The 21,616-nt window shown below is 41.7% G+C and carries 13 protein-coding genes; 5 read left to right on the plus strand and 8 right to left on the minus strand.

From position 1 onward, the window contains the following. Window positions 1–393 precede the first annotated feature (393 nt). The 8 genes from QVP90_RS05360 to QVP90_RS05395 form a co-directional block, all read right to left on the minus strand. Window positions 394–1,077 (minus strand): hypothetical protein, encoded by a 684-nt coding sequence (locus QVP90_RS05360; protein WP_021935862.1) that lies wholly within the window; start codon window positions 1,075–1,077, stop codon window positions 394–396. A gap of 127 nt (window positions 1,078–1,204) precedes the next feature. Further along, a complete protein-coding gene (locus QVP90_RS05365) occupies window positions 1,205–2,779 on the minus strand; it encodes a ClC family H(+)/Cl(-) exchange transporter (protein WP_005924299.1) in 1,575 nt (524 codons plus the stop codon). Window positions 2,780–2,836: 57 nt separating this feature from the next. Continuing rightward, window positions 2,837–3,013 carry a DUF4250 domain-containing protein gene (locus tag QVP90_RS05370; protein WP_021935863.1) on the minus strand — a complete coding sequence of 59 codons (177 nt, stop codon included), beginning with the start codon at window positions 3,011–3,013 and terminating at the stop codon, window positions 2,837–2,839. A 113-nt stretch (window positions 3,014–3,126) separates the two neighbouring features. Continuing rightward, the gene (locus QVP90_RS05375; RefSeq protein ID WP_005924305.1) at window positions 3,127–3,522 is read right to left on the minus strand and encodes a hypothetical protein; all 396 of its coding nucleotides are present in this window, start codon (window positions 3,520–3,522) and stop codon (window positions 3,127–3,129) included. Window positions 3,523–3,697: 175 nt separating this feature from the next. Further along, entirely contained in the window at window positions 3,698–5,260 is a 1,563-nt protein-coding gene (locus tag QVP90_RS05380) for a carboxypeptidase-like regulatory domain-containing protein (RefSeq protein ID WP_021935864.1), read from the minus strand. 98 nt (window positions 5,261–5,358) lie between these two features. Continuing rightward, a complete protein-coding gene (locus tag QVP90_RS05385; RefSeq protein WP_021935865.1) occupies window positions 5,359–6,213 on the minus strand; it encodes a FecR family protein in 855 nt (284 codons plus the stop codon). Beyond that, window positions 6,210–6,761 (minus strand): RNA polymerase sigma-70 factor, encoded by a 552-nt coding sequence (locus QVP90_RS05390; RefSeq protein ID WP_007478274.1) that lies wholly within the window; start codon window positions 6,759–6,761, stop codon window positions 6,210–6,212. Before QVP90_RS05390 ends, QVP90_RS05385 begins: the two co-directional genes overlap by 4 nt. A gap of 50 nt (window positions 6,762–6,811) precedes the next feature. After that, on the minus strand, window positions 6,812–8,074 hold the full coding sequence (locus QVP90_RS05395; RefSeq protein WP_005924317.1) for a carboxypeptidase-like regulatory domain-containing protein: 1,263 nt from the start codon (window positions 8,072–8,074) through the stop codon (window positions 6,812–6,814). Window positions 8,075–8,365: 291 nt separating this feature from the next. On the opposite strand from QVP90_RS05395, the gene QVP90_RS05400 reads away from it, so the two are divergent. The 5 genes from QVP90_RS05400 to QVP90_RS05420 form a co-directional block, all read left to right on the plus strand. Next, window positions 8,366–13,240 (plus strand): RecQ family ATP-dependent DNA helicase, encoded by a 4,875-nt coding sequence (locus QVP90_RS05400; protein WP_264381024.1) that lies wholly within the window; start codon window positions 8,366–8,368, stop codon window positions 13,238–13,240. A 596-nt stretch (window positions 13,241–13,836) separates the two neighbouring features. Beyond that, window positions 13,837–15,378, plus strand: a complete 1,542-nt coding sequence (locus tag QVP90_RS05405; protein WP_021935867.1) for an RNA-binding domain-containing protein — start codon at window positions 13,837–13,839, stop codon at window positions 15,376–15,378. 16 nt (window positions 15,379–15,394) lie between these two features. Next, window positions 15,395–16,099 carry a hypothetical protein gene (locus tag QVP90_RS05410; RefSeq protein WP_021935868.1) on the plus strand — a complete coding sequence of 235 codons (705 nt, stop codon included), beginning with the start codon at window positions 15,395–15,397 and terminating at the stop codon, window positions 16,097–16,099. A gap of 32 nt (window positions 16,100–16,131) precedes the next feature. Beyond that, window positions 16,132–19,605 (plus strand): helicase-related protein, encoded by a 3,474-nt coding sequence (locus QVP90_RS05415; RefSeq protein ID WP_021935869.1) that lies wholly within the window; start codon window positions 16,132–16,134, stop codon window positions 19,603–19,605. A gap of 12 nt (window positions 19,606–19,617) precedes the next feature. Beyond that, on the plus strand, window positions 19,618–21,616 hold a 1,999-nt coding region (locus QVP90_RS05420; protein WP_288203964.1), incomplete at its 3' end, for an Eco57I restriction-modification methylase domain-containing protein.

The raw sequence follows: 21,616 nt of genomic DNA on the forward strand, positions 1-21,616 counted from the left end.
AGAATGTAGCAGATTTAAAAAAAAGATGCTACATCTTTTCTTTTATAGTTTAAAATTCCCTTTATAACAGTCGGTATCCAACATATTCTTCCCTCCTTCACCGCCTTCACCTTTTTTGCTCAATCTCTTTATTCATCGGGCAGACAAGGTGAAACCCCGCTAAAAAGGAACGACGCGGCATGTCAACAACCGTAAGCAGGATGCTTACTTCCTCCGAGCACTATCCATACAGTGTGAATGCACCGTTCTTAGAAGAACTTTGCACGGTGCACAAAAGACCGAGTGCCCCTTCACTCTGTATATCCGATGAATAAGGGAATTGAGCAAAAAAGGTGAAGGCGGTGAAAGGGGTAAATTCTCAGTGGTATTTTAATAAAAAACACACTATTCCATCTATTTACGTGCAGCCACAGCCAAGAATATGCCAAGCACTACCCCTAACAGAGCAGCAAACAACACACGAGCATCACCGGGCAATAAAAACGTAATCGTATGGGCAGGAAACCAGAAAAAAGGAATGGTTTTCTTAAACACGAATCCCCATTGCACTTTCCAACTCAACCCCTGCAATATTTTTCCCATAGGGATGGGAGTAAAGAAACCTTTCAACGTCCCTCCGGTAGCCAGAATATGGGTATCGGTAACCTTGTGCAACGTCATAAATACCGGTCCGAAAATAGTATTCATAGTCACAGAAATGGCCAATGCAAGTAATACCTTATCCAATGAAAAAGGACCGGACATAATACCGGAAGCATCCTGCACTCCCAAATAGGAAGCAAATGCGGGAACTCCCGCCGAGAAAACCACAAAAGCCATGTTTATCCCCAACCCAAGCAAGCCCCAGACAAAGGCACGCGGCAGAATGCCGAAACCGGAACGATGATAAACACCGGTGCTGATACGCAGACCGATAACTTCGCCCAAAGTGGAGAGAATGGCAAACTTGATAAAACTCATCACCATGCCGTGGGAGGCATTGAACTGCTTATAAACATCATATACTGCATCACTCAAGAAAAAAGGGAGGAAACAGACAAGCACGCAGAGAAAGAAAAGAGAATCGTGTTTTTTCATCTCAGTAGGTGTTATTTTTAAGTATGGCTGCAAATATAGACAAAAGAAATAGAAAACAAAGAATTATTAGTAAAAAGCATCGAAATAGCCTATAACTATTACAGTTTTGCTCACCATTCAAGGCTTTTCAATAAATATTTGCCATACTAACCAATGGTTCGTATAACTTTTCAATATCCTGTGCATCCATTTCTATCTGCACCTGATCACCCGGAATCAACCGTATTCCATCCGGTTTCAGATCCTTTCGGTCACGGTGTACATTGATGATGATACAGCGTTCGGGTAACCGTAATTCATCAACCTCTTTGCCATCCAGATAGGAACCGGTCATGATTTCAACGGAAAGAGTATAGCGTTTCTGCTTCTGAAAATCCGGAGTATGAATCATATCATCGTAAAGAGTGACGTTGAAAGGCTGTATCTGAAGCAATTCCGTAAAATAGTAAGTCAATCCGCCCACCACCACAGAGGGATAAAACACTTCGAAATGCCCGGTGATTTCAGTGATTAAGACAATAGCCGTCAATGGCGTCCGGATAACAGCCACCAAAAAAGCGGACATACAAATCAGCATCACATAACTCACATTCTCCTGTGCGATGAAACCTCTCTGCACCAATATCAAAGCGATCACTTGCCCGAACAATCCTCCGGTAACCAAAGTAGGAATGAAATTTCCTCCCGGCAATCCGGAAGAAACGGAAAGTGCTGTAAACACAAAATGAAGCATCATCATAGCTACCACCCACATTATTTGGATGCTGCCATTACCGGAAGCCTGTTCCAGCAAAAACTGCTCTCCTCCCCCCGTCAGATTTACCTGTACCAGCGAGATAGAGTAAGCTACTACCAGCAAATAGAGCATCTTCATATATGCCGGATGCTTTACACCGGTATAAACTTGCTTAAAATACAAGGTCACTTCAGAATAGAACTTCCCAAAAAGAGAAATCACCACCGCCAGCAATAAAAACAGTTTCAATTGGGAAAGAAAAGGAAGCAACGGCTCAATGGCATCTATCAGATGGTAGGGATTGACAGGAAACAGCCAACTGGCCACCCCTCCTGCCACAACACCCGCAAGCAATGTAGTGATGGCAGTTTTTGGCGCATCAAAACGCTCAATAGACTCGATAACCAATAATGATGAGGCCAACGGAGCTGCAAAAGCGGCTGCCAGCCCGGCTCCTGCCCCGGCAGCAAGAAGCTGTTTACGCTCTCCCGAAAGTACCCTTGTCCATTTGGAAACAAGACACCCCACATAAGAACCGATCTGCACCGATGGTCCTTCACGCCCCAAGGACAAACCGGCTGTAAGTGCAAGTACACCGCCCGCAAATTTGGAGACCATCTCGATGAAAGGATGTTTATAGGAAATACGGCCGTTAATCACTCCGCGTGTCTGCGGAATACCTCCTCCGGTAATAAGCGGCATTTTGCCGACCAGCCAAGCGACAAAAATAAGAATACCCCACAATGCCAAAAACAACGGAATATGCCAATACCAACGAGGGTGAGCATCGAAAAAAGTACGCCGGGTATCAAAAAAGAACTGTAACAGATAATGATAGGGTACGGCCACAAGTCCCGTCAGTAATCCCACAAAGATACTGACGAAATACAATCTGGCATCAATCAGTTTTAATTTCCAAACATGCCATCCTCTGACTCCTTTCAAGCTTTTCCAACGTGCGAACATACCCCGATATATGTTTTGGGGGTATAACAACCAAACAGCCGGAGATGTTTGTGAGGATTACCAAAACTTATTATGTTCGGGGCTGTATTCAAAACCGGCAGCTTTCAGCCGGCCGATAATATCGTCTTTATCAATGTGCAGATCATCACACAGTTCATCCAATGAAGAATAATGATCACGAAGTTTCATATTGACAACGCTGAACAGCATCATCGGGTCTTTAGGTAATTCCATATCAAAACGCTATTTTACAATCGGGCACAAAGATACAGTTTTTCAGAATAAATGGATATGTATACCATGAAGTTTTAACAGCGCATTTCTCGCTGCCATCCGCAGCACTCTGCTTATCCGTTCATCTCTAACAAATGAATCAATGCCACACGCTGAATGGAAAAGGTGTTCCCCGCTTTCTGAACATATTTCAACAACTCCATCCCCTCCTGCCGGAGCTTGGATTTCTGTAAAAGATGATCGGCATCCGTTTCATCGGACATTTTCAACAAAGTCATGGCAGCCAGCTCTATCTTCCCCATTCTATCAGGATCGCCTTCGTATTGCTCAATCAGTTCCTGCATATCCATACCTATCAGTTGTTCCGCAGGAAAGCCCAATATCTGTCCGGTCAGACAATCATACTCCACCCACTCCTGCTGACGGATTTTCTTTTTATTCAGTATCGCATTGGCTATCAGCGAAATAATCTCCTGAATCATACGTAACAGATAATCTTGTTTAATCATAACTTATTGTTTTCAAAAGTATTGCGTCCGGATTATAGCTCCCCGAATCTCCTCCGTTCTTTCCATGTCACCTCAAAATATATAAACCGAAAATACTGGAAAAGATGACTACAAAACTAATGAATATTTTCGGAATATCTCTGATAATAAGATGAGTTATGATTCTCCTACAAGCTCATCTGGATTCTTCCGGATGATCGATTTGCTCGATCTTTAATGCCACTTTTTCGATAATCCTGCTCAGTTCCTCTTCCAATGGAATAACATTGAAATCTTCCCAAAAACGTTCATCGTATTTGAAATTCATGTCCGAAAAAACCGCATGAGTAGGTATCCGCTCGGTACGGGAAAAACGAACGACATGCTCTGTATCCACTCTGCAAGTCACCATCTCAAACCAAGTATGCAGTGTAGGGTTACTGAATAATACACGCTTCTTCTTCATTTTGAAATACAGATCGCCGCGAATATGATGGATATAATACGTTCCGTTCCATGGCTTATAAGAGATGGTATATACTACCTTCTGGGTAGTCAAGTTTACATTCTGCGCTTGCCGGACAACAAAAATCCGCGTAGCCCTCTTTATATATCGAGGTTGTACTTCAATACGGGCCTTCAGCAATGCACCATTTTCCGAATCGATATACAACTCGCCACAATAGAGCGGTTCTTTGACTCCCGGCTTTTGCCCGAAGCAGACTACATTGACACAACGATCGTCCAAAAACGTAATACCGCCGGAAGTATATACATATGGGTTATCCTCCGAATCGACCGACAGAAAATCGGGTAAATCCTTCATCACATCAAGTTGCAGGCAAGCCTGGATACCTGCCCGTATTTTAGCTATCAAACTGTCGGTATTTTCCCGGTTATTCATCCGGTTCATCTTCAACAATTTCACTTGGTCCGGCATCTCGGAGTCCAGCAAAGAACTTTTATATACTTTGAAAACTGCTTCCGTCAAGCTTTGAAACTTACCTTTCAATTGAACTCCTTCCCGATAGAACGTTGTCAGATAGACAGGATTCAACGAATAATTTTCTTTCCGGCACTCGATCATTTCCCGTAACAGCTTTCCGGGTTCTACCAACCGAATCAGAAGTTCCTGTAAAGGAACAACCTTCGGTTCCAGACTTAGTATGTTATCACGGCCAACCAAAACAGCCGCTTCAACATCCTGTGCTACATATCCCAGATGAGAAAAGGAAAGAGTACAATGTCTTAAAGAATCCGGCAGATGAAGCCGGAACCCGCCATCTTTATTCGTAACATTTCCCATTGAAGTTCCCTGAATAGCAACAGATGCATTTACGATAGACTCTCCCGTCTCTTTGTCTCGCAATCTACCGGAAACCGTAAAATAGGCCGGATAAGACAGTCCGGTTTCTTTCTCTATTTCAGTTCTTCTGCCATCGGCATGTAAAATAAGGATATGCTGCCCTATCACCTTAAGTTCCAACGTTTTATTGCCTATTATCCCGTAAATGGCCTGTCGAACCGTACACTCTTTACCCTTTATCCTTACCACGGCATCATTGTTCACAATTTTACTATCGTAAACAAAAAGGTATCCGGAACATTCCGAAACCTTGCCTAATAAAGCATATACCGTACCTTTCATCTTAGGCAACCTGATGAGGCGATCAAGCACATCGTCTCCGTCTGCTCTCAGCGTACCGGCAGCAATGAGAAACAATCCCAAGAAGAACATAAAGAGACGGCAGTATTTCATAATTCTATATTTAAGAAACCGTTATTTGCCTATTATTTAGAGAGATCATCATCCAGCCTTATTAAAGATATTATTATCCGAAATGATTTAAAGAATTCTCATTCGGACAGTATCAATTTGCCGTCCTCGCGCGAACACTTCAAGCCCAATGCATAGCAGATCAATTCAGCAACCACTTCAGGAGAACTGTCCGAAAATTCAATAGTCAGTCTCCGTCGGTTTAAAGCTGGAGAGCCGACCTGTAACCGTAATGCGGAATTTTCATCATTCACCACCCGCAAAATATCTTCCAGACATTCATCCTTAAAACGTATATTTCTTGTATAACGTCCGGACTCGCCAGACTCCCGGGTATCACTCAGTTGCAACTGCTCTTCCTGCAATGTAACTGTCTTCCCGGCATCTACCAGTACACTGTGTCCTCCCTGCTTCATCGAAACCCTTACCCTGCCCCGTCGCACAGACAGGCAGAAAAGACCTTTTTCGTTACTGCGGACATTAAAAGCCGTACCCAACACTTCGATCCGCACTTTCTCTGTTTCGATCAGGAAAGTCTGTTCATGTTTTCTGGTCACATCAAAAAAAGCTTCTCCACGGAGATTTACTTCCCGCTTATCCGCAGCAAAGTGTTCGGGATATTTCAGAGTACTTTGTTGTCCTAAATAGACAATAGAACCGTCTTCAAGAGTTGTAACCAAAGTAGATGCTTCGCGATTTTCCTGTATCACCAAATTCAAGCCGGTATGCCTGTTTCCCGGTGCAATCCACAGAACCGATACCAAGCAGACAGCCCCTATAAACACAGCCGCAGCCACCCTTCCCCATTTCAAGAAAAGCCTACGATGTATCGTCTCTTCTCCGGTGGCCGGAAGCAGATTATCTTGGTTCAAGCGGCTATATAAACGTTTCCACGCTACATCCGTCCTTGTACTATTTTTGTTCACTTCAATCATTTCGCTAAAATATAATTATCGATTTCTTTTCGTAAAGTACAGAGTGCTTTCGTCATCTCCGCCTCCACTGTCTTCACTGAAAGGGAGAGAGCCAGGGCAATCTCGGCATACTTTTTACCTTCCATACGATGCATCTCAAATATACGAAGCCGGCGTCCGGGGAGTTTGTCAAGCGTATGCCGAATCAGTGCCTGCAATTCTTCATACTCCAAATCCCGTTGGGGATCCGTTCCCTGCCCGAAAGTATCGGTAGCCAGTACGTATTCGCGATGCCGCTCTTCAACTTCTTTATGGCGGCAATACTGAAGCGCTTCATTGCACACTGCTTTGTACAGATAACTTTTAATTGACCGGAATATCTGTAATTTTTCCCGATCCTTCCAAAATAGATAGAATAGTTCTCCTACTATCTCCTCTGCCGTCTCCATTTCACCCGTAATGCCTGCTGCATACCAGCAAAGAGGAGAATAATAACGTCTGAAAACATTCTCAAACGCTTTTATATCACCCTCTTTTATCTTAGCCAGTATGAACAGTTCATTCAGCATATACCGGAATTATTGTGTTGGTATCAAATATAAGAAAAACTATCTGAAATCTAATGAGATTGCTTCTTCAATTTATCTACGGCATGTTCTAAAGACTCGGTAGGTTCAATAATATTATACTCTTTCCAGAAGTCTTCATTCCAATATTCGTTTACCAGGTCATAAAACACCTGTTTCTCTTTAAAAGCATTCTTATTGGAAATAGCCGTAAAGCCATCCTCTTGCCGGTCCGTCACCACCATTTCGGAAAATACCGTATAGCCGGAAGAGAACAGGCGTTTTTTCCAGTCGCACTTGAAGCGAATCGTATTCCAAATATAATTCAAATAGGTCTTTCCGTTCTGTTCCTTATAAGTCACCAGATAAGAAACCTCTTGTGGTTTGAACCGTAGCCCAAGAGGTTTCCGATGGAGAATAGCTTCTACGGCTTTCGTCTTATTCCGCATATCCAATGAAAACTCCGCACGAGTGAACGACAGCTTTTCAAAGTCAATATAAAATTTCCCGTAAAACAAAGCATACATTAAATTGACTCTTGGATGGAAGCTGACCACATAGTGCATACGGTTATCGAAATTCACCGGCTCTTCAAAGTAAAAATCGTAGAAATCTAAATCTCCTGTACTCAATAGTGCATTCTGGTTCTTCACTACATCAAGATAGATTGACAAACTGGGACCACCCACCACTTTTACAGCAAGCGTATCACTCGTCTTTTGACTCAACAGGCGTCGTCCTTTTTGGAGTTGTACCCGGTCATTAGCCGCTTCCCGGGTGGCATAGCTCGTTTTGTATACATCGATCACGGCTTCCGACACACTGATATAGCGACGCCTTTTTTGTACCGTCTCCCTATAAAATGCCGTGAGCATATTCGGACCCGATGAATAATTCACCGGTATTTTTCTGATAGCCTCTTCTACAATGGCACGCCCGTTATTGCCAAAAATCACAATTTCACTCAACAGATTAGGAGCCGGTATCATCCAGATAGTCAGATCGGATAAATCTTTGTTCCCCTTCAGAGAAATCTGGGTATTCAAATATCCGATGTGAGATACTTCCAACCCCCAGGCGCTTTCTGCATCCTTTATCTTCAAGGCAAACACTCCATCCGAATTCGTAACAGTACCTATATTCGTACCGGGAACAGATACATTTACATTTTCCAACTTTTTCTTATTTTCCTTATCTTTCACAACTCCTGTAACGGTGAAGTAATTTTCCACTTCTTCCTGTGCTTGCAAGGGAGTAATACCCAGTATCCCCCAAAGCATCAACCAACCGATTGCTATTCCAACTCGCTTTTTCATCTCCGTATAGTTTAAAAGGTGAATAATTCTTGTTTCTACCTATAAGATGGTTTGGAATTGGAAAACCCTATCAATATTTGGTAAAAAAGAAAATAAATAAAGGAAAGATTTTTATTCATAAGCAAGTTGATGTAAACGCATAAAAATCATAAGAAAACAGCAATTTTAACAGAATCTATGATTTTATCCTTACCTTTGTGTACATTGAGTTATCATACTCGAACAACAACTAAGAAACCATACAGATACATAGCAAGTTCAAATTATAAAACAACTTATTATATTGAATATATGTCAATATGGAGCAGACTCATAGGAATCAAGAAAACTGAGGACACCGACAATGTCATCGGTAATAAAACCACATCTGTGCCATACGATGCCTCACACTATACTATAGTAGATATTGAGGTTAGTTTGAAGGAACATAAAATCCATGACATTGGAGCACTTCGCTACGATGGCGCAGCCTATCATAAAGCTTCGAAAGAAGAATTATTTGAATTTATTAATGATACAGACTATATCTGCGGCCACAACATCATTCATCATGATGCCAAGTATCTGTTCGCAAACAAAACATGCCGTTGGATTTTAGTCGATACACTTTATGTATCACCTTTATTATTTCCGGAACGTCCTTACCATAAGCTTGTGAAAGATGACAAACTGACAAGCGAACAAATAAACAATCCGGTGAACGACTGCGAAAAAGCGAAAGCACTACTATTAGACGAAATAGCACGCTGGCACTCATTGCCGAACGAAAAGCGCAGGCTATTTGCATCGCTGCTGAAAGATAAGAAAGAGTTTAAGGGGTTCCTGAGCATGGTGGATGCGGAGTATACCAACGAAGGAATGCCTGAACTTATAAAAAAACTTTATGCAGGAAAGATTTGCCAACATGCCGACCTTGACATGCTTATCGAACAATATCCATGCGGATTGGCATACGCTTTGGCTTTGATTGACACTACCGATTATCGTTCCATCACCCCCGGATGGGTACTTCACAATTATCCGGAAGTGGAATTTATTGTAAAACTCCTGCGTCACACCAGTTGCCAGAAAGGCTGTAACTACTGCAATACGCAATTAAATGTGTACCATAACCTAAAAGCATTTTTCGGATATGAACAATTCCGGACCTATGAAGGTGAACCACTCCAAGAACAGGCAGCTCAAGCTGCGGTAAAAGGCAAATCACTGCTGGCGATATTTCCTACCGGTGGAGGTAAATCGCTTACCTTCCAATTGCCGGCACTAATGGCAGGGCGTTCTGTACACGGACTTACGGTTGTTATCTCTCCCTTGCAGTCACTAATGAAAGACCAAGTAGACAACCTTGCCGACAGAGGCATTACAGACGCTGTAACCATAAATGGAATGTTAGACCCCATCACAAGAGCACTGTCAATACAAAGAGTACAGGACGGAGAAGCCTCACTTTTGTATATATCTCCCGAAATGCTTCGCTCAAAAACTATCGAAAAGATATTGACAGCACGCCACGTTGTAAGGTTTGTGATAGACGAAGCACATTGCTTCTCTTCATGGGGGCAGGATTTCAGAGTTGACTATCTCTACATAGGCAAATTCATCCGAGAATACCAGCAAAAGAAAAAATGTAAGAATCCAATACCCATATCCTGCTTTACGGCTACGGCAAAACAGAAAGTGATACAAGACATCCGCGACTATTTCAAACAAACATTGAATTTAGAGTTAGAACTATTCGCATCAACGGCCTCAAGAACCAATCTGCGTTATTCTGTCATACATGCCGATAGTGACAATGATAAATATTTGAAACTAAGAGAACTTGTGGCTGAATCCAATTGTCCGACAATCGTTTACGTATCACGTACCAAACGAACGAAAGAACTGGCAGCCAAATTGACCCGCGACGGTTATAAGGCACTACCTTTCAATGGTAAAATGGAAGCTGATGAAAAAATTGCCAACCAAGACGCATTCATGAATGACCAGGTACGCATCATCGTGGCTACGTCTGCATTCGGTATGGGAGTCGACAAAAAAGATGTGGGCCTTGTAGTACATTATGATATTTCCGATTCGCTGGAAAACTACGTTCAAGAAGCAGGCAGAGCCGGTCGTGATCCTAACCTCAGCGCACGTTGTTATGTGCTTTATAGTGACAATGACTTGGACAAGCATTTTATACTACTGAACCAGACAAAACTAAGTATCAGTGAAATACAACAGGTATGGAAAGCTATAAAAGACCTTACCAGACAACGCATGAAAGTCAGTTGTTCTGCATTGGAAATTGCCCGGAAAGCCGGATGGGATGATTCGGTATCTGATATTGAAACCCGTGTACGAACAGCATTAGCAGCTTTGGAACAAAATGGATATTTGGTAAGAGGAAACAATGTACCTCACGTATATGCCACAGGTATCACTGTAAAGAATATGGATGAAGCAAGAAAACGCATATCAGCATCGCTACTCTTTGGCAGCGATGAAATAGAAAAGGCAGTCCGAATCATCAAATCATTGATATCTCAAAAACACATTGCCAAAACCCAAGATCCAGAAGCAGAATCACGAATTGATTATCTGGCAGATATATTGGGACTAAGTAAAAAAGAAGTAATATCCGTAGTGGAACGAATGCGACAAGAAGGTATATTGGCAGACAGTAAAGATATATCTGCCTACTTGCTGGATGCAGGTGACTCAGAACGAAAATCGCAAACACTCCTCGAACGTTTTGCCAAACTTGAGCAATACATCCTCAACCATATTCCTGACGAGTCTTTACGAATATCATGCAAGCAACTGAATGACAATGCAGTAAATGACGGAATCAATACATCCAAAGAAAAAGATATTCGGACACTACTCTATTTCCTTACCATCAAGAGCTATACTCGCAAAAAAGAGGATGTTGCCCGCAACATAGAAATAAGTCGTCAGGCAAACTTGGAATCAACCATCAAACGTTTTGAAAAACGATTGGAAATAAGTCGTTTCACCATAGAATGGTTGTACAAAATCGCCTCTGATACGGAAAAGGAGAATTCATCAAACAAGGCCATCCAATTTTCCGTAGTAGAACTTCTGAATCAAATAAAATCAAGGCCCCAATCCCTTTTCGGCACACTTGATGACATTCAGTTAGAAGATGTGGAAGAAGCACTTCTGTACTTATCAAAAATCGGTGCACTAAAACTTGAAGGAGGCTTTCTGGTTCTTTATAACGCCATGAACATCCAGAGAATAAAGGACAATAAATCGAGATACAAGCAAGACGATTACCGGATGCTCAATGAATTCTACAAGCAGAAGATTCAGCAAGTACATATTGTGGGCGAATATGCCAATCTGATGGTGAAGAATTACGACGCAGCCTTGCGATACGTTCAAGACTATTTCCAGATGGATTACAGGAAGTTTGTCACAAAATATTTCAAAGGGGACAGAGTGAGTGAGATACAGCGTAACCTGACACCACGGAAATACGAACAGTTGTTCGGGCAACTGTCCAAACGTCAAATGGAGATTATTTCCGATAAGGATTCGCGTTGCATTGTGGTTGCAGCCGGGCCGGGCAGCGGGAAAACACGAGTATTGGTCCACAAACTTGCCTCACTTCTGCTACTTGAAGACGTGAAACACGAACAGCTCCTGATGCTGACATTCTCAAGGGCAGCCGCTACGGAATTCAAACAAAGACTCATGGAGTTGATAGGCAATGCCGCCCACTTTGTCGAAATAAAAACCTTCCACTCCTATTGCTTCGGCCTTTTGGGACGGATAGGAAATCTTGAAGATGCCAAAAATGTCGTTGCAAAAGCAGCCGAGATGATTGCCCAAGGGGAAGTAGAGCCAAACAAAATCGGCAAAACGGTGCTGGTCATAGACGAAGCTCAAGATATGGGAGTTGAAGAACATGCGCTTGTTAAGGCTCTGATGACCAACAACGAAGAAATGCGTGTGATAGCAGTGGGAGACGATGACCAAAACATCTATGAATTCCGTGGTTCCGATTCAAGCTATATGTACCGGCTGACACAAGAAAGCGGAAGCGCATTTGTCGAGATGACCGAGAATTACCGCAGCGCGCGCCATCCGGTGGAGTTTGCCAACGGGTTCTTGAAAGCTATCGATAAAAGAATAAAAAATACGCCAATCATCTCCATGAGAAAAGAAGAGGGTTGGGTGGAAGTGACACGCCATCAATCAAAGTATATGTATCAGCCACTCGTCGAAAACTTGCTTCAACATAGGGATAAAGGTACTTCGTGTGTACTGACCCAAACAAACGAAGAAGCTGTTATCCTAATGGCTCTCTTACGAAAACATGGTATAAACTGTAAATTAATACAGTCAATGGACGGTTTACGCTTCTGGAATATGGCCGAGATGAGGTATTTCTTAAGATATATGGACAAACGAGTAAAAACGCCGCTAATTACAGAAGAACTATGGGAGGAAGCCAAACATGTAACCTTTTCCACTTATGACAGGAGTCAAAGTTTGGTATATGTGAAGCGTTGTATAGAGCAGTTTGAACAAACCAATAAGGTGAAATACCTGAGTGATTTCAAAGAATTTATATTTGAGTCGTCAGTGGAAGACTTCTGCGATGTTTCAGGAGCCGATGTTGTAGTGTCGACCATTCATAAAGCCAAGGGCAGGGAATTTGACGATGTGTATATGCTCATATCCGATAATTATTCAAAAGACGCCCATCTGATGCGCCGGTATTATGTAGGAATAACTCGTACAAAAAACCGGCTGTTTGTACATACGAACGGAGATTGTTTTAATCGTTTAAATACAGACCGATATTTTGTCGACCAACGACAGTATGACATGCCCAAAGATGTTGTTCTGCAACTTTCTCACAAAGATGTCTATTTGGGATTTTTCAAAGAACGGAAGCAAGAAGTCTTAGCATTGAGAGGAGGGGATTCTTTGACTTACAATAATTTCTTTTTGTATAGTTCGCTAACCAATAAGCCTGTAGCAAAGTTATCATTAAAAATGCAGGATACATTATCAGAATGGGAAGAAAGAGGTTATAAAGTAAAATCCGCATCTGTACGATTTGTTGTGGCATGGAAACCCAAAGATGCACAAAAAGACGAATCAGAAACAGCTGTTCTTTTAGCAGATTTGATTCTTTCTTCATAAGTTAAGATACATGAAATTGCTACAATCACTACCTTTTGATGATATGAAATAATTAGTTATCAACGATGGCATTGATGATACGTACAAGATCATTTCCCGTAATATTTTCATTAATTCTTTGAGGAAATGGTACTGCTTGGTTGGGGTATGTAAGGACGAAAATGTAACTTTGCCATAAAGAACAACTTATATACCTAAAGCTATATCTTTAGGCAATGACAAAGCCTTGGCTTGAGAAAGTCTGGTCTTGGTGCATAAAAAAGGAGATGTGCCGTTGAACGGCACACCTCCTTTTATTTTTATATCTGTTCTTAATCTATCGATAATTATCGACCTTACTTCACTTCCTCAAAATCAACATGATATATCTATCAGCGACTTGCGTACATGTGTTGCAAATATAACGCAAACCCGAAAATAAGCATCCATAAACAACACAAGCTCTTGCTCACAAAATTACGATTTTTATTCATAAATAAAGAGATGTAAACGCATAAAAATCAAAAGAAAGCGATGTTTTTAACAGATTCTTCGGTTTTATCCTTACCTTTGTGTATGATATTGGGATGTTATACCCAAACAACAATAAGAAAACGATGCAGATACATAACAATACATTGATAGCGGAATGCTCGACTTACGATTTCAAGGAAATGTTGGAACGTAAGAAAGTAAAGTCGTGGCTTAAGTCCGTGTCAGCTTTCGCTAATACGGATGGTGGCAGTTTGTTCTATGGAGTGAATGATGACGGCATAATTGTAGGGTTGGAGAATCCACAAGCCGATGCTGATTTTATCAGTGAAATGATAAAGGCAAGACTTGACCCTGTGCCGGAAGTTCAACTTATTCCGATAGAACATGAAGGACATACCCTGCTTGAAGTGAAAGTAAAGGCAGGAACGCTTACACCTTATTACTATTATCAGGATGGGACACGTACCGCATATGTACGAGTTGGCAATGAAAGTGTAGAATGCAACTCCCAACAATTACTTTCGTTGGTATTAAAAGGCACGCACATGACTTGGGATTCACTGCCTACCCAAGTGGATGCCAGCAAACATTCTTTCATCATCCTTGCCAATACTTTCCGTGAGCAAACCCATCAGGAATGGAACGATAAGTATCTGGAATCATTCGGGCTGGTAACTCCTGACGGCAAACTGACCAATGCAGGATTGCTGTTTGTGGATAATTGCACGGTATTTCAATCGCGTATTTTCTGCACCCGTTGGACTGGACTCTATAAGGATGATGCCATCAGTTCCGTAGAACATCGGGCTAACCTTGTGCTGCTCTTAAAATATGGTATGGATTTCATCAAAAACTATACCATGAGCGGCTGGGTGAAGATGCCAAACTATCGCCTTAACCTCCCCGACTATTCCGACCGTGCTATCTTCGAAGGATTGGTAAACCATCTTATCCATAGAGATTATACCGTGATGGGCGGTGAAGTACATATCGATATTTACGATGACCGTGTAGAACTGGTATCACCGGGCGCAATGCTTGACGGAACACAGATTCAAGACCGTGACATATACAAAGTGCCGTCCATGCGCCGCAACCCCGTCATTGCGGATGTGTTCACACAGTTGGATTATATGGAAAAACGTGGTTCCGGCTTACGCAAAATGCGAGAGCTTACAGAGAAGCTACCCAATTTCCTGCAAGGTAAAGAGCCGCAATATCAAACGGAAGCGACTTCTTTCTACACCACATTCTACAATTTGAACTGGGGTGACAACGGAAGAATGCCTGTTGAAGAAGTAGCCAACAGGGTAAATAGTACCCTCGAAAAGTACCCGGTAAACGAAGAAAGTTCGGTCGAAAAGTTCGGTGTAAACACAAAAGAGTTCGGTATAAATGAAGAAAGTTCGGTCGAAAAGTTCGGTGTAAATGCGGATAAGTTCGGAGATACATCGGAAACACAGAAGAAAGTCAGTAAAACTGCACAAAAGATAATCGACCTCGTTATTTCAGATCCTTCAATCACAGCTGATAATATGGCCAACAAGATTGGTGTAACTAAACGCGCTATAGAGAAAAATATCAAGAGCCTTAGGGGTATGGGAATTTTGGTTCACGAAGGTTCAGACAAGGCTGGTTATTGGCGCATTATTGTTAAACCATAAACAGAACAACAAACCTATGGAGACCTCTTTCATACCACTCTTTGCAATCATAGCCGTTTTGATTATCGCCTTTTTGTTTGCCTCTTTGCCACAGGTAAACCATAAAACGCGATACCGAGTGCTTTATGTAATAGCCATTATCATGCTATTAGCTGTTATCCCTATTAGTGAATATATGGCTGGTGGCATACAAAACTCAAGTAACAATTATCTGCTTGTCCTAATATTCGATATTGCAGTAGGATATTTCTGTATGTACATTGCTGCTTTGCTAAAATTCAACGTTCTTAAACGAAAGAACCAAGCATTAGAAAACGCCTTGACAGAAAAGCAACAAGAAAATGTAGCAATCCTATTGGAGCATCAAAACGAAAAACAACAAGCACTCCGGCAAAGAGAGCTTGAATGGTTAGCTGGGAAAATAAAGATGTTTACCGAAGAAGAACAGGAAGCTATTCTTGCCAGTGCTCTATCATTTGCTGAACATGACTTGATAGTTGCTCCCTCAATAAGCATACAGCCTAAAGAAACATGTAGTCAGCAAGAACTAATGTACTTTGTCTGCTCTGCTTTTTACAATATGGATAAAAGTCGTAGTGAAGTTGTGGGTTTCTTATATAAAGTTTTTCCTCTCTATTTTCCAGCAGGAGAAAGTGCATTGGCTAAAAAGATGCCGGGATTGGAAAAAGTAAAAGAGAGGAGAGAGAAAGAATGTAATTAGCGCATATTTTCAAACCATAGAATAGAATTAAAATGAATAATACACTTATAGATAATTCCATAGAAGCACTTTCAATGACAGCAACATTGAGAAAATGCTTAGCCATTGATGGTATTAAAACAGTTAGTATTGCCACAGGCTATTGGGATATTCCCGGTTTAGCTATACTACAAGAAAATTTGAGGTCTTTCATTGAAAAAGAAGGAACAACGCTTCGTTTACTTATAGGAAAAGACCCTTATATATACGTAAATCAATTAAAGTCACCTAAATATAAAGATGCAAATTATCCGCTGGACTTCATAAAAACTGATATTCACGAACTTAATGTTACTGAGGAATATAAAGATGCTATACGTCTGCTTCTTGATTATTGTACGGAAAACAATGATTCAAAGATTCAGATTCGTGTATTTCGAAAAAATGAAAATGACGAAACTCAATTTTTACATTCTAAGTGTTACATCTTTGACGGAAAGTCAAACGGCATTGGTATTGGTATCGTGGGTAGTACAAATTTTACACAAAAAGGATTACAAGGTAACGCTGAATTAAACTATATTGAAACAGCTCCAAATCAAGTGTTATCGCTTGATGAAATACCTGGTAATAAATCTCACTTGATATGGTTTAATGAAAAATGGGAAATATCTGAACCTTGGAACAAACAATTCTTAGAACAAATCCTTAAATCCGCACCTATAACAGATGACGTGGAAAAAGAACGCAAAAGTGAACAACAATCATTCACTCCATACGAACTATATATCAAATTGCTACAAATTAAGTTTGGTGACATTGTAGACAAATCACTCGGACAACAGATAGAAACTTATCTGCCAGCGAACATCCACAAACTGGAATATCAAATAGAAGCTGTTAAGAGGTGTATCGGCATTATGCACGAACATGGTGGCTTTATGTTGGCAGATGTGGTGGGACTTGGCAAGACGATTATTGGTACGCTCATCATCAAGCGTTTCTTGTCCGTACCAGAAGACGATGGACGAGAACGTAAAGTATTGGTCATTACTCCTCCTGCCATTCAATCGGGTTGGAAGAAGACTATAGCCATGTTCGACAAAAATTCTGACGAGAAGATTGCACCATACATTGACTTCATTACAACTGGACGCATCGGAAATGTTGCCGAAGATGAAAGCTGCGAAGATGACGATGACGACAGCCGCGATTCTGGCGATTTTGGTGGAACACTCCAAGAAAAGAATTATGGCTTTATTGTCATTGACGAAAGCCATAAGTTCCGCAACAGTGCCACATTGATGTACCAGTCTCTTGATGAACTGATACAGAAGATTTGTTCTAATACAGGGGTATATCCATACGTGGGTCTTCTTTCTGCCACACCGCAGAACAACCGACCAAATGACTTGAAGAATCAGATTTACCTTTTTGAGAGAAACCACAATGACAGTACATTGAAGAAGGCTGAAAGTGGTAATATCGAAAGGTTCTTTGCAGATGTCAACCGAGAATATGAATCGCTGATAGATAGAAGCAACGACATACCAGCAGATGAGCGCCGCCAACGCTTGGATGCCGTGTCAAAGAGACTACGTGATTGCGTGTTAAGTGATATTCTAGAACGCCGAACAAGAACTGACGTTGAGAAATATTACAAGGATGATATGGAATCACAAGGCTTGATATTTCCCAAAATTGTTGGACCTAACAATCTTGAATACATCATGGATGACGAGTTGGCTCAACTGTTCTCTGATACTATGACAATCATTGCTCCAACGGAGGCAGAAAAGTTACAGACTGACGAGTGGTTAAAATATTTCCGCTATCGTGCCATTGAATATTTTACTGACCCTGCCAACGAAAGAAAACATACTGGTCGAGGCAATCGTGGTGTCAACGACGTTGCCAAGCAGCTTGCAATCATCATGCAGATTCTTCTTGTGAAGCGTCTTGAAAGTTCGTTCACTGCTTTCACCCAATCCCTGTTGAACCTGCGACGTTACACAGAGAACATGATTAAGATGTGGGAGAACGACACAATTTTCGTTTGTCCGCAAATTGACGTGAACAAAGAACTTGACTATGAAACCAAAACATTGAAACGTGGTAGACGTGTTTCGTTTAATGATTGTGTAGAAGAAATCAGAGCCAAGATAACAAAATTGACGGAACAAGGGCGTAACGAGAAGGGACAGAATGCAGAATATAACCGCAAAGACTTCAAGGAGGAATACTATATCCAACTGAAAGAAGACTTTCGACTCATTTCTAATCTCTATGATCGATGGGCGAAAAACCCACAAGACCCGAAATTTGATGCATTCAAAGAGAATATCAAGCCAGAATTGTTTAATCCACAAAAGAATACCTCTGGAAAATTGGTTATCTTCTCGGAAGCTATAGACACAGTACAATCGCTTGCGAGAGCGGTAAAGGCAAAGGGTTATAAGGCACTTGTCATTACTGCTGCCAATCGTGATGAGATGGAACACACGATTGAGGAAAATTTCGATGCCAATTACGAAGGTGTTTGGAAGGATGACTACAATGTTATCATTACAACAGAGGTCTTGGCAGAAGGTGTGAACCTCCACCGTGCCAATGTTATTCTGAACTATGATACTCCTTGGAACTCCACTCGCCTGATGCAGCGCATAGGTCGTGTAAACCGCATCGGCAGTAAAGAGCCTTTTGTCTATGTTTATAACTTCATGCCAAGTGCAGAAGGCGATGCGCAGATTCAGTTGGTTCGCAAGGCACATACCAAGTTACAATCCTTCCATGTCCTGTTTGGTGAAGACAGTAAGATTTTCTCGGAAGAGGAAAGTGTGGTACATTACGATATTGCCAAAGCTGTTAACGGTGAGGAATCACCTTTGCAGAAGTATGTATATGAACTGAAACAATACAAGGATACTCACCCTGAACGTTATCTGCAAATAGAACAAGCTGATAAAGACTGGCAGATAGCACAGGCTGCAAGTGGAACGGCATATTTCATAGTAAAAGCACCACACTCTGCAAGGCTTGCAATTAGAATACGTACAGAAGCCGAGGGTCTGTATAACGCCAAAATAATTTCTTTGCTTGAACTGCTTGAAGATATGCGTGTGAAAGAAAATGCCAAACGTGTTCCATTACCAGATAACTGGCGACAGCTTTCGGCAGAAGCCATAAAGACTTATAACCAATACTTTGTCCGCATCAACAAGTCAAGGGCTGGTGACAAGGCTACGGCTGCAAAAGAAATGTTGGTGAAAATTAACAACACACCTAGTTTATCACTACAATCCAAGATTTTGCTGAAAAATGCTCGTAAGTTTATTGACCGAGGAAGTTTTGATATTATCAAAAAAGTATTGGCTATTGGTCAGGAATTAGAAGAGCGGGGTTTACGTCTCTTTGCCATAGAGCAACAAGATATAGACGAGATTCTGGAGCGAGAAATCGGCAAACTCGTAGCCCATGTGGAAAGTAAACAAGGCGAAGCATCTATTGTATTAGGAACCATCAAGTAAACAAATATCCCCATGAATAAGGAGTCATTAAAAGAATATTTAAGCAGCCGATATCAAGGCTGGAGTTCGTTCCTCAACAATGTTATTTTTCCCATTTTCGGTGAAGATGACTTTGAGGATGGTTTTGAAACAGAGCTTTTGGAGAGTCAGCCCGAACGAAGACAACTGGCAGAAGCGACGGGAATACGCAGCATCAAGCAAGTTGGAATGATGTATGTTGGCGTTGAACCTTTACAGATTTTCGATGTGACAGTCAGCGACCGGGTTATGATGGAGCATAACCGTGTGAACATCCAGCGGCTCATCCGTGCTGTCATGGATCAATTCTCTTGTGCCTTCATGCTGTTCCATTACGAGGATGATACTCGTTGGGATTGGCGTTTCACCTATTGCCGAAAGAGTGGCAACAAAGAAGAATCCACCGACAGCAAACGCTATACGTTCCTGCTGGGGCCTGGTCAGTCATGCCGCACGGCAACTGACAACTTCATAGCTCTATACGACAAAAGGAATTCTCTTGAAATTAAAGACATCGAAAATGCATTCAACGTTGAAGCTCTTTCTAAAGAGTTCTTTGGGAAGTACAAGGCTCAATACGAAGCTTTTGTCAATTACATGGTTGACCCTACAAACGGAATGCGTCAACACTTCATTGATACAGGCTTTGACCATACGGGTATGGCTGCTGACAAAATTCGTGACCGTGAGGAAAAACCCATTCGTGACTATGTGAAGAAACTTCTTGGACGCATTGTGTTCCTGCACTTCCTCCAAAAGAAAGGCTGGCTTGGCGTTCCTGCAAGCAAGGAATGGGGCGAAGGCGATCGTGATTTCATGCTGAATATTTTCAAGAATGCAAATGAACGTCAAAAGGAAAACTTTCTTGATGACATATTAGAAGACTTGTTTACAGAAGGTTTAGACCGTAACCGTTCAGATCAGGGCGACCTTTACGACACAAAAGTAGAAGGCTTCCGCAACTGTCGTATTCCATATTTGAACGGCGGTCTGTTTGAACGTGACATTCTTGACAAGAAGCCCAGTCATTTTCCTGCCAGCTATTTTAATGGCCTGCTGACAATGCTCTCGCAGTACAACTTTACCATCGATGAAAATGACCCAAACGATGCAGAAGTGGGCGTTGACCCAGAAATGCTTGGACGCATCTTTGAAAACCTGCTGGAGGACAACAAGGATAAGGGTGCATTCTATACGCCGAAAGAGATTGTGCAGTACATGTGCCGTGAAAGCCTGATAGCATATCTGCAAACAGGCCAGAGAAAAGAAGACAAGGAGTGTATTCGTCAATTTGTAACAACTCACGATGCTTCCCAGCTGGGCGAATTAAAGGAATACATTGATCAGAAACTGTACGATGTGAAGATATGCGACCCTGCAATTGGCTCTGGTGCTTTTCCAATGGGATTGCTGCGCGAACTGTTCTTCTGCCGTTCTGCTATTGAGCCAAACATTGTAGAGAATGCAGCTAACATTAAACGTCACATTATCCAAAACAACATTTATGGTGTTGACATTGAACGTGGAGCAGTGGATATAGCCCGACTTCGTTTCTGGCTCTCACTGATTGTTGACGAAAAGTCACCAGAGGCTCTGCCTAACCTTGATTTCAAGATTATGCAGGGGAATTCCCTTCTGGAGCAATATAAGGGTGTTGACCTTTCAACGATGACAGAAAAGAAAATAGGAGCTGGTGAAAGTCTAACTTTCTTTGATAGCATGTTAGATGTTTATCGCAAAAATCTACGCGACAAACTTACTGAATATTACGCTTGCCCTGAACATGACAAGAAAATGCAGCTGAGAAAGGACATTGCAGATATTGTAAAGCAGGAACTCGTTGAACAAGGTATTCATATTGATTTTGAAGATATGGACTTGTCTGCAAACAGTCAGTTCTTCCTCTGGCATACCTGGTTCCATGATGTTTTCTCACGACCCTCAAAAGAGGGCTTCGATATTGTCATTGGCAACCCGCCTTATGGAGCTACTT

It is taken from the genome of Bacteroides sp. CAG:189, from assembly GCF_000432295.1.
GTDB classification, from domain to species: domain Bacteria; phylum Bacteroidota; class Bacteroidia; order Bacteroidales; family Bacteroidaceae; genus Bacteroides; species Bacteroides salyersiae.

Bases quoted from the DNA above. Each gene is read 5' to 3' on its own strand.
- QVP90_RS05360 (WP_021935862.1), bottom strand. From the start codon at position 1,077: ATGAAAAAACACGATTCTCTTTTCTTTCTCTGCGTGCTTGTCTGTTTC.
- QVP90_RS05365 (WP_005924299.1), bottom strand. From the start codon at position 2,779: ATGTTCGCACGTTGGAAAAGCTTGAAAGGAGTCAGAGGATGGCATGTT.
- QVP90_RS05370 (WP_021935863.1), bottom strand. From the start codon at position 3,013: ATGGAATTACCTAAAGACCCGATGATGCTGTTCAGCGTTGTCAATATG.
- QVP90_RS05375 (WP_005924305.1), bottom strand. From the start codon at position 3,522: ATGATTAAACAAGATTATCTGTTACGTATGATTCAGGAGATTATTTCG.
- QVP90_RS05380 (WP_021935864.1), bottom strand. From the start codon at position 5,260: ATGAAATACTGCCGTCTCTTTATGTTCTTCTTGGGATTGTTTCTCATT.
- QVP90_RS05385 (WP_021935865.1), bottom strand. From the start codon at position 6,213: ATGATTGAAGTGAACAAAAATAGTACAAGGACGGATGTAGCGTGGAAA.
- QVP90_RS05390 (WP_007478274.1), bottom strand. From the start codon at position 6,761: ATGCTGAATGAACTGTTCATACTGGCTAAGATAAAAGAGGGTGATATA.
- QVP90_RS05395 (WP_005924317.1), bottom strand. From the start codon at position 8,074: ATGAAAAAGCGAGTTGGAATAGCAATCGGTTGGTTGATGCTTTGGGGG.
- QVP90_RS05400 (WP_264381024.1), top strand. From the start codon at position 8,366: ATGTCAATATGGAGCAGACTCATAGGAATCAAGAAAACTGAGGACACC.
- QVP90_RS05405 (WP_021935867.1), top strand. From the start codon at position 13,837: ATGCAGATACATAACAATACATTGATAGCGGAATGCTCGACTTACGAT.
- QVP90_RS05410 (WP_021935868.1), top strand. From the start codon at position 15,395: ATGGAGACCTCTTTCATACCACTCTTTGCAATCATAGCCGTTTTGATT.
- QVP90_RS05415 (WP_021935869.1), top strand. From the start codon at position 16,132: ATGAATAATACACTTATAGATAATTCCATAGAAGCACTTTCAATGACA.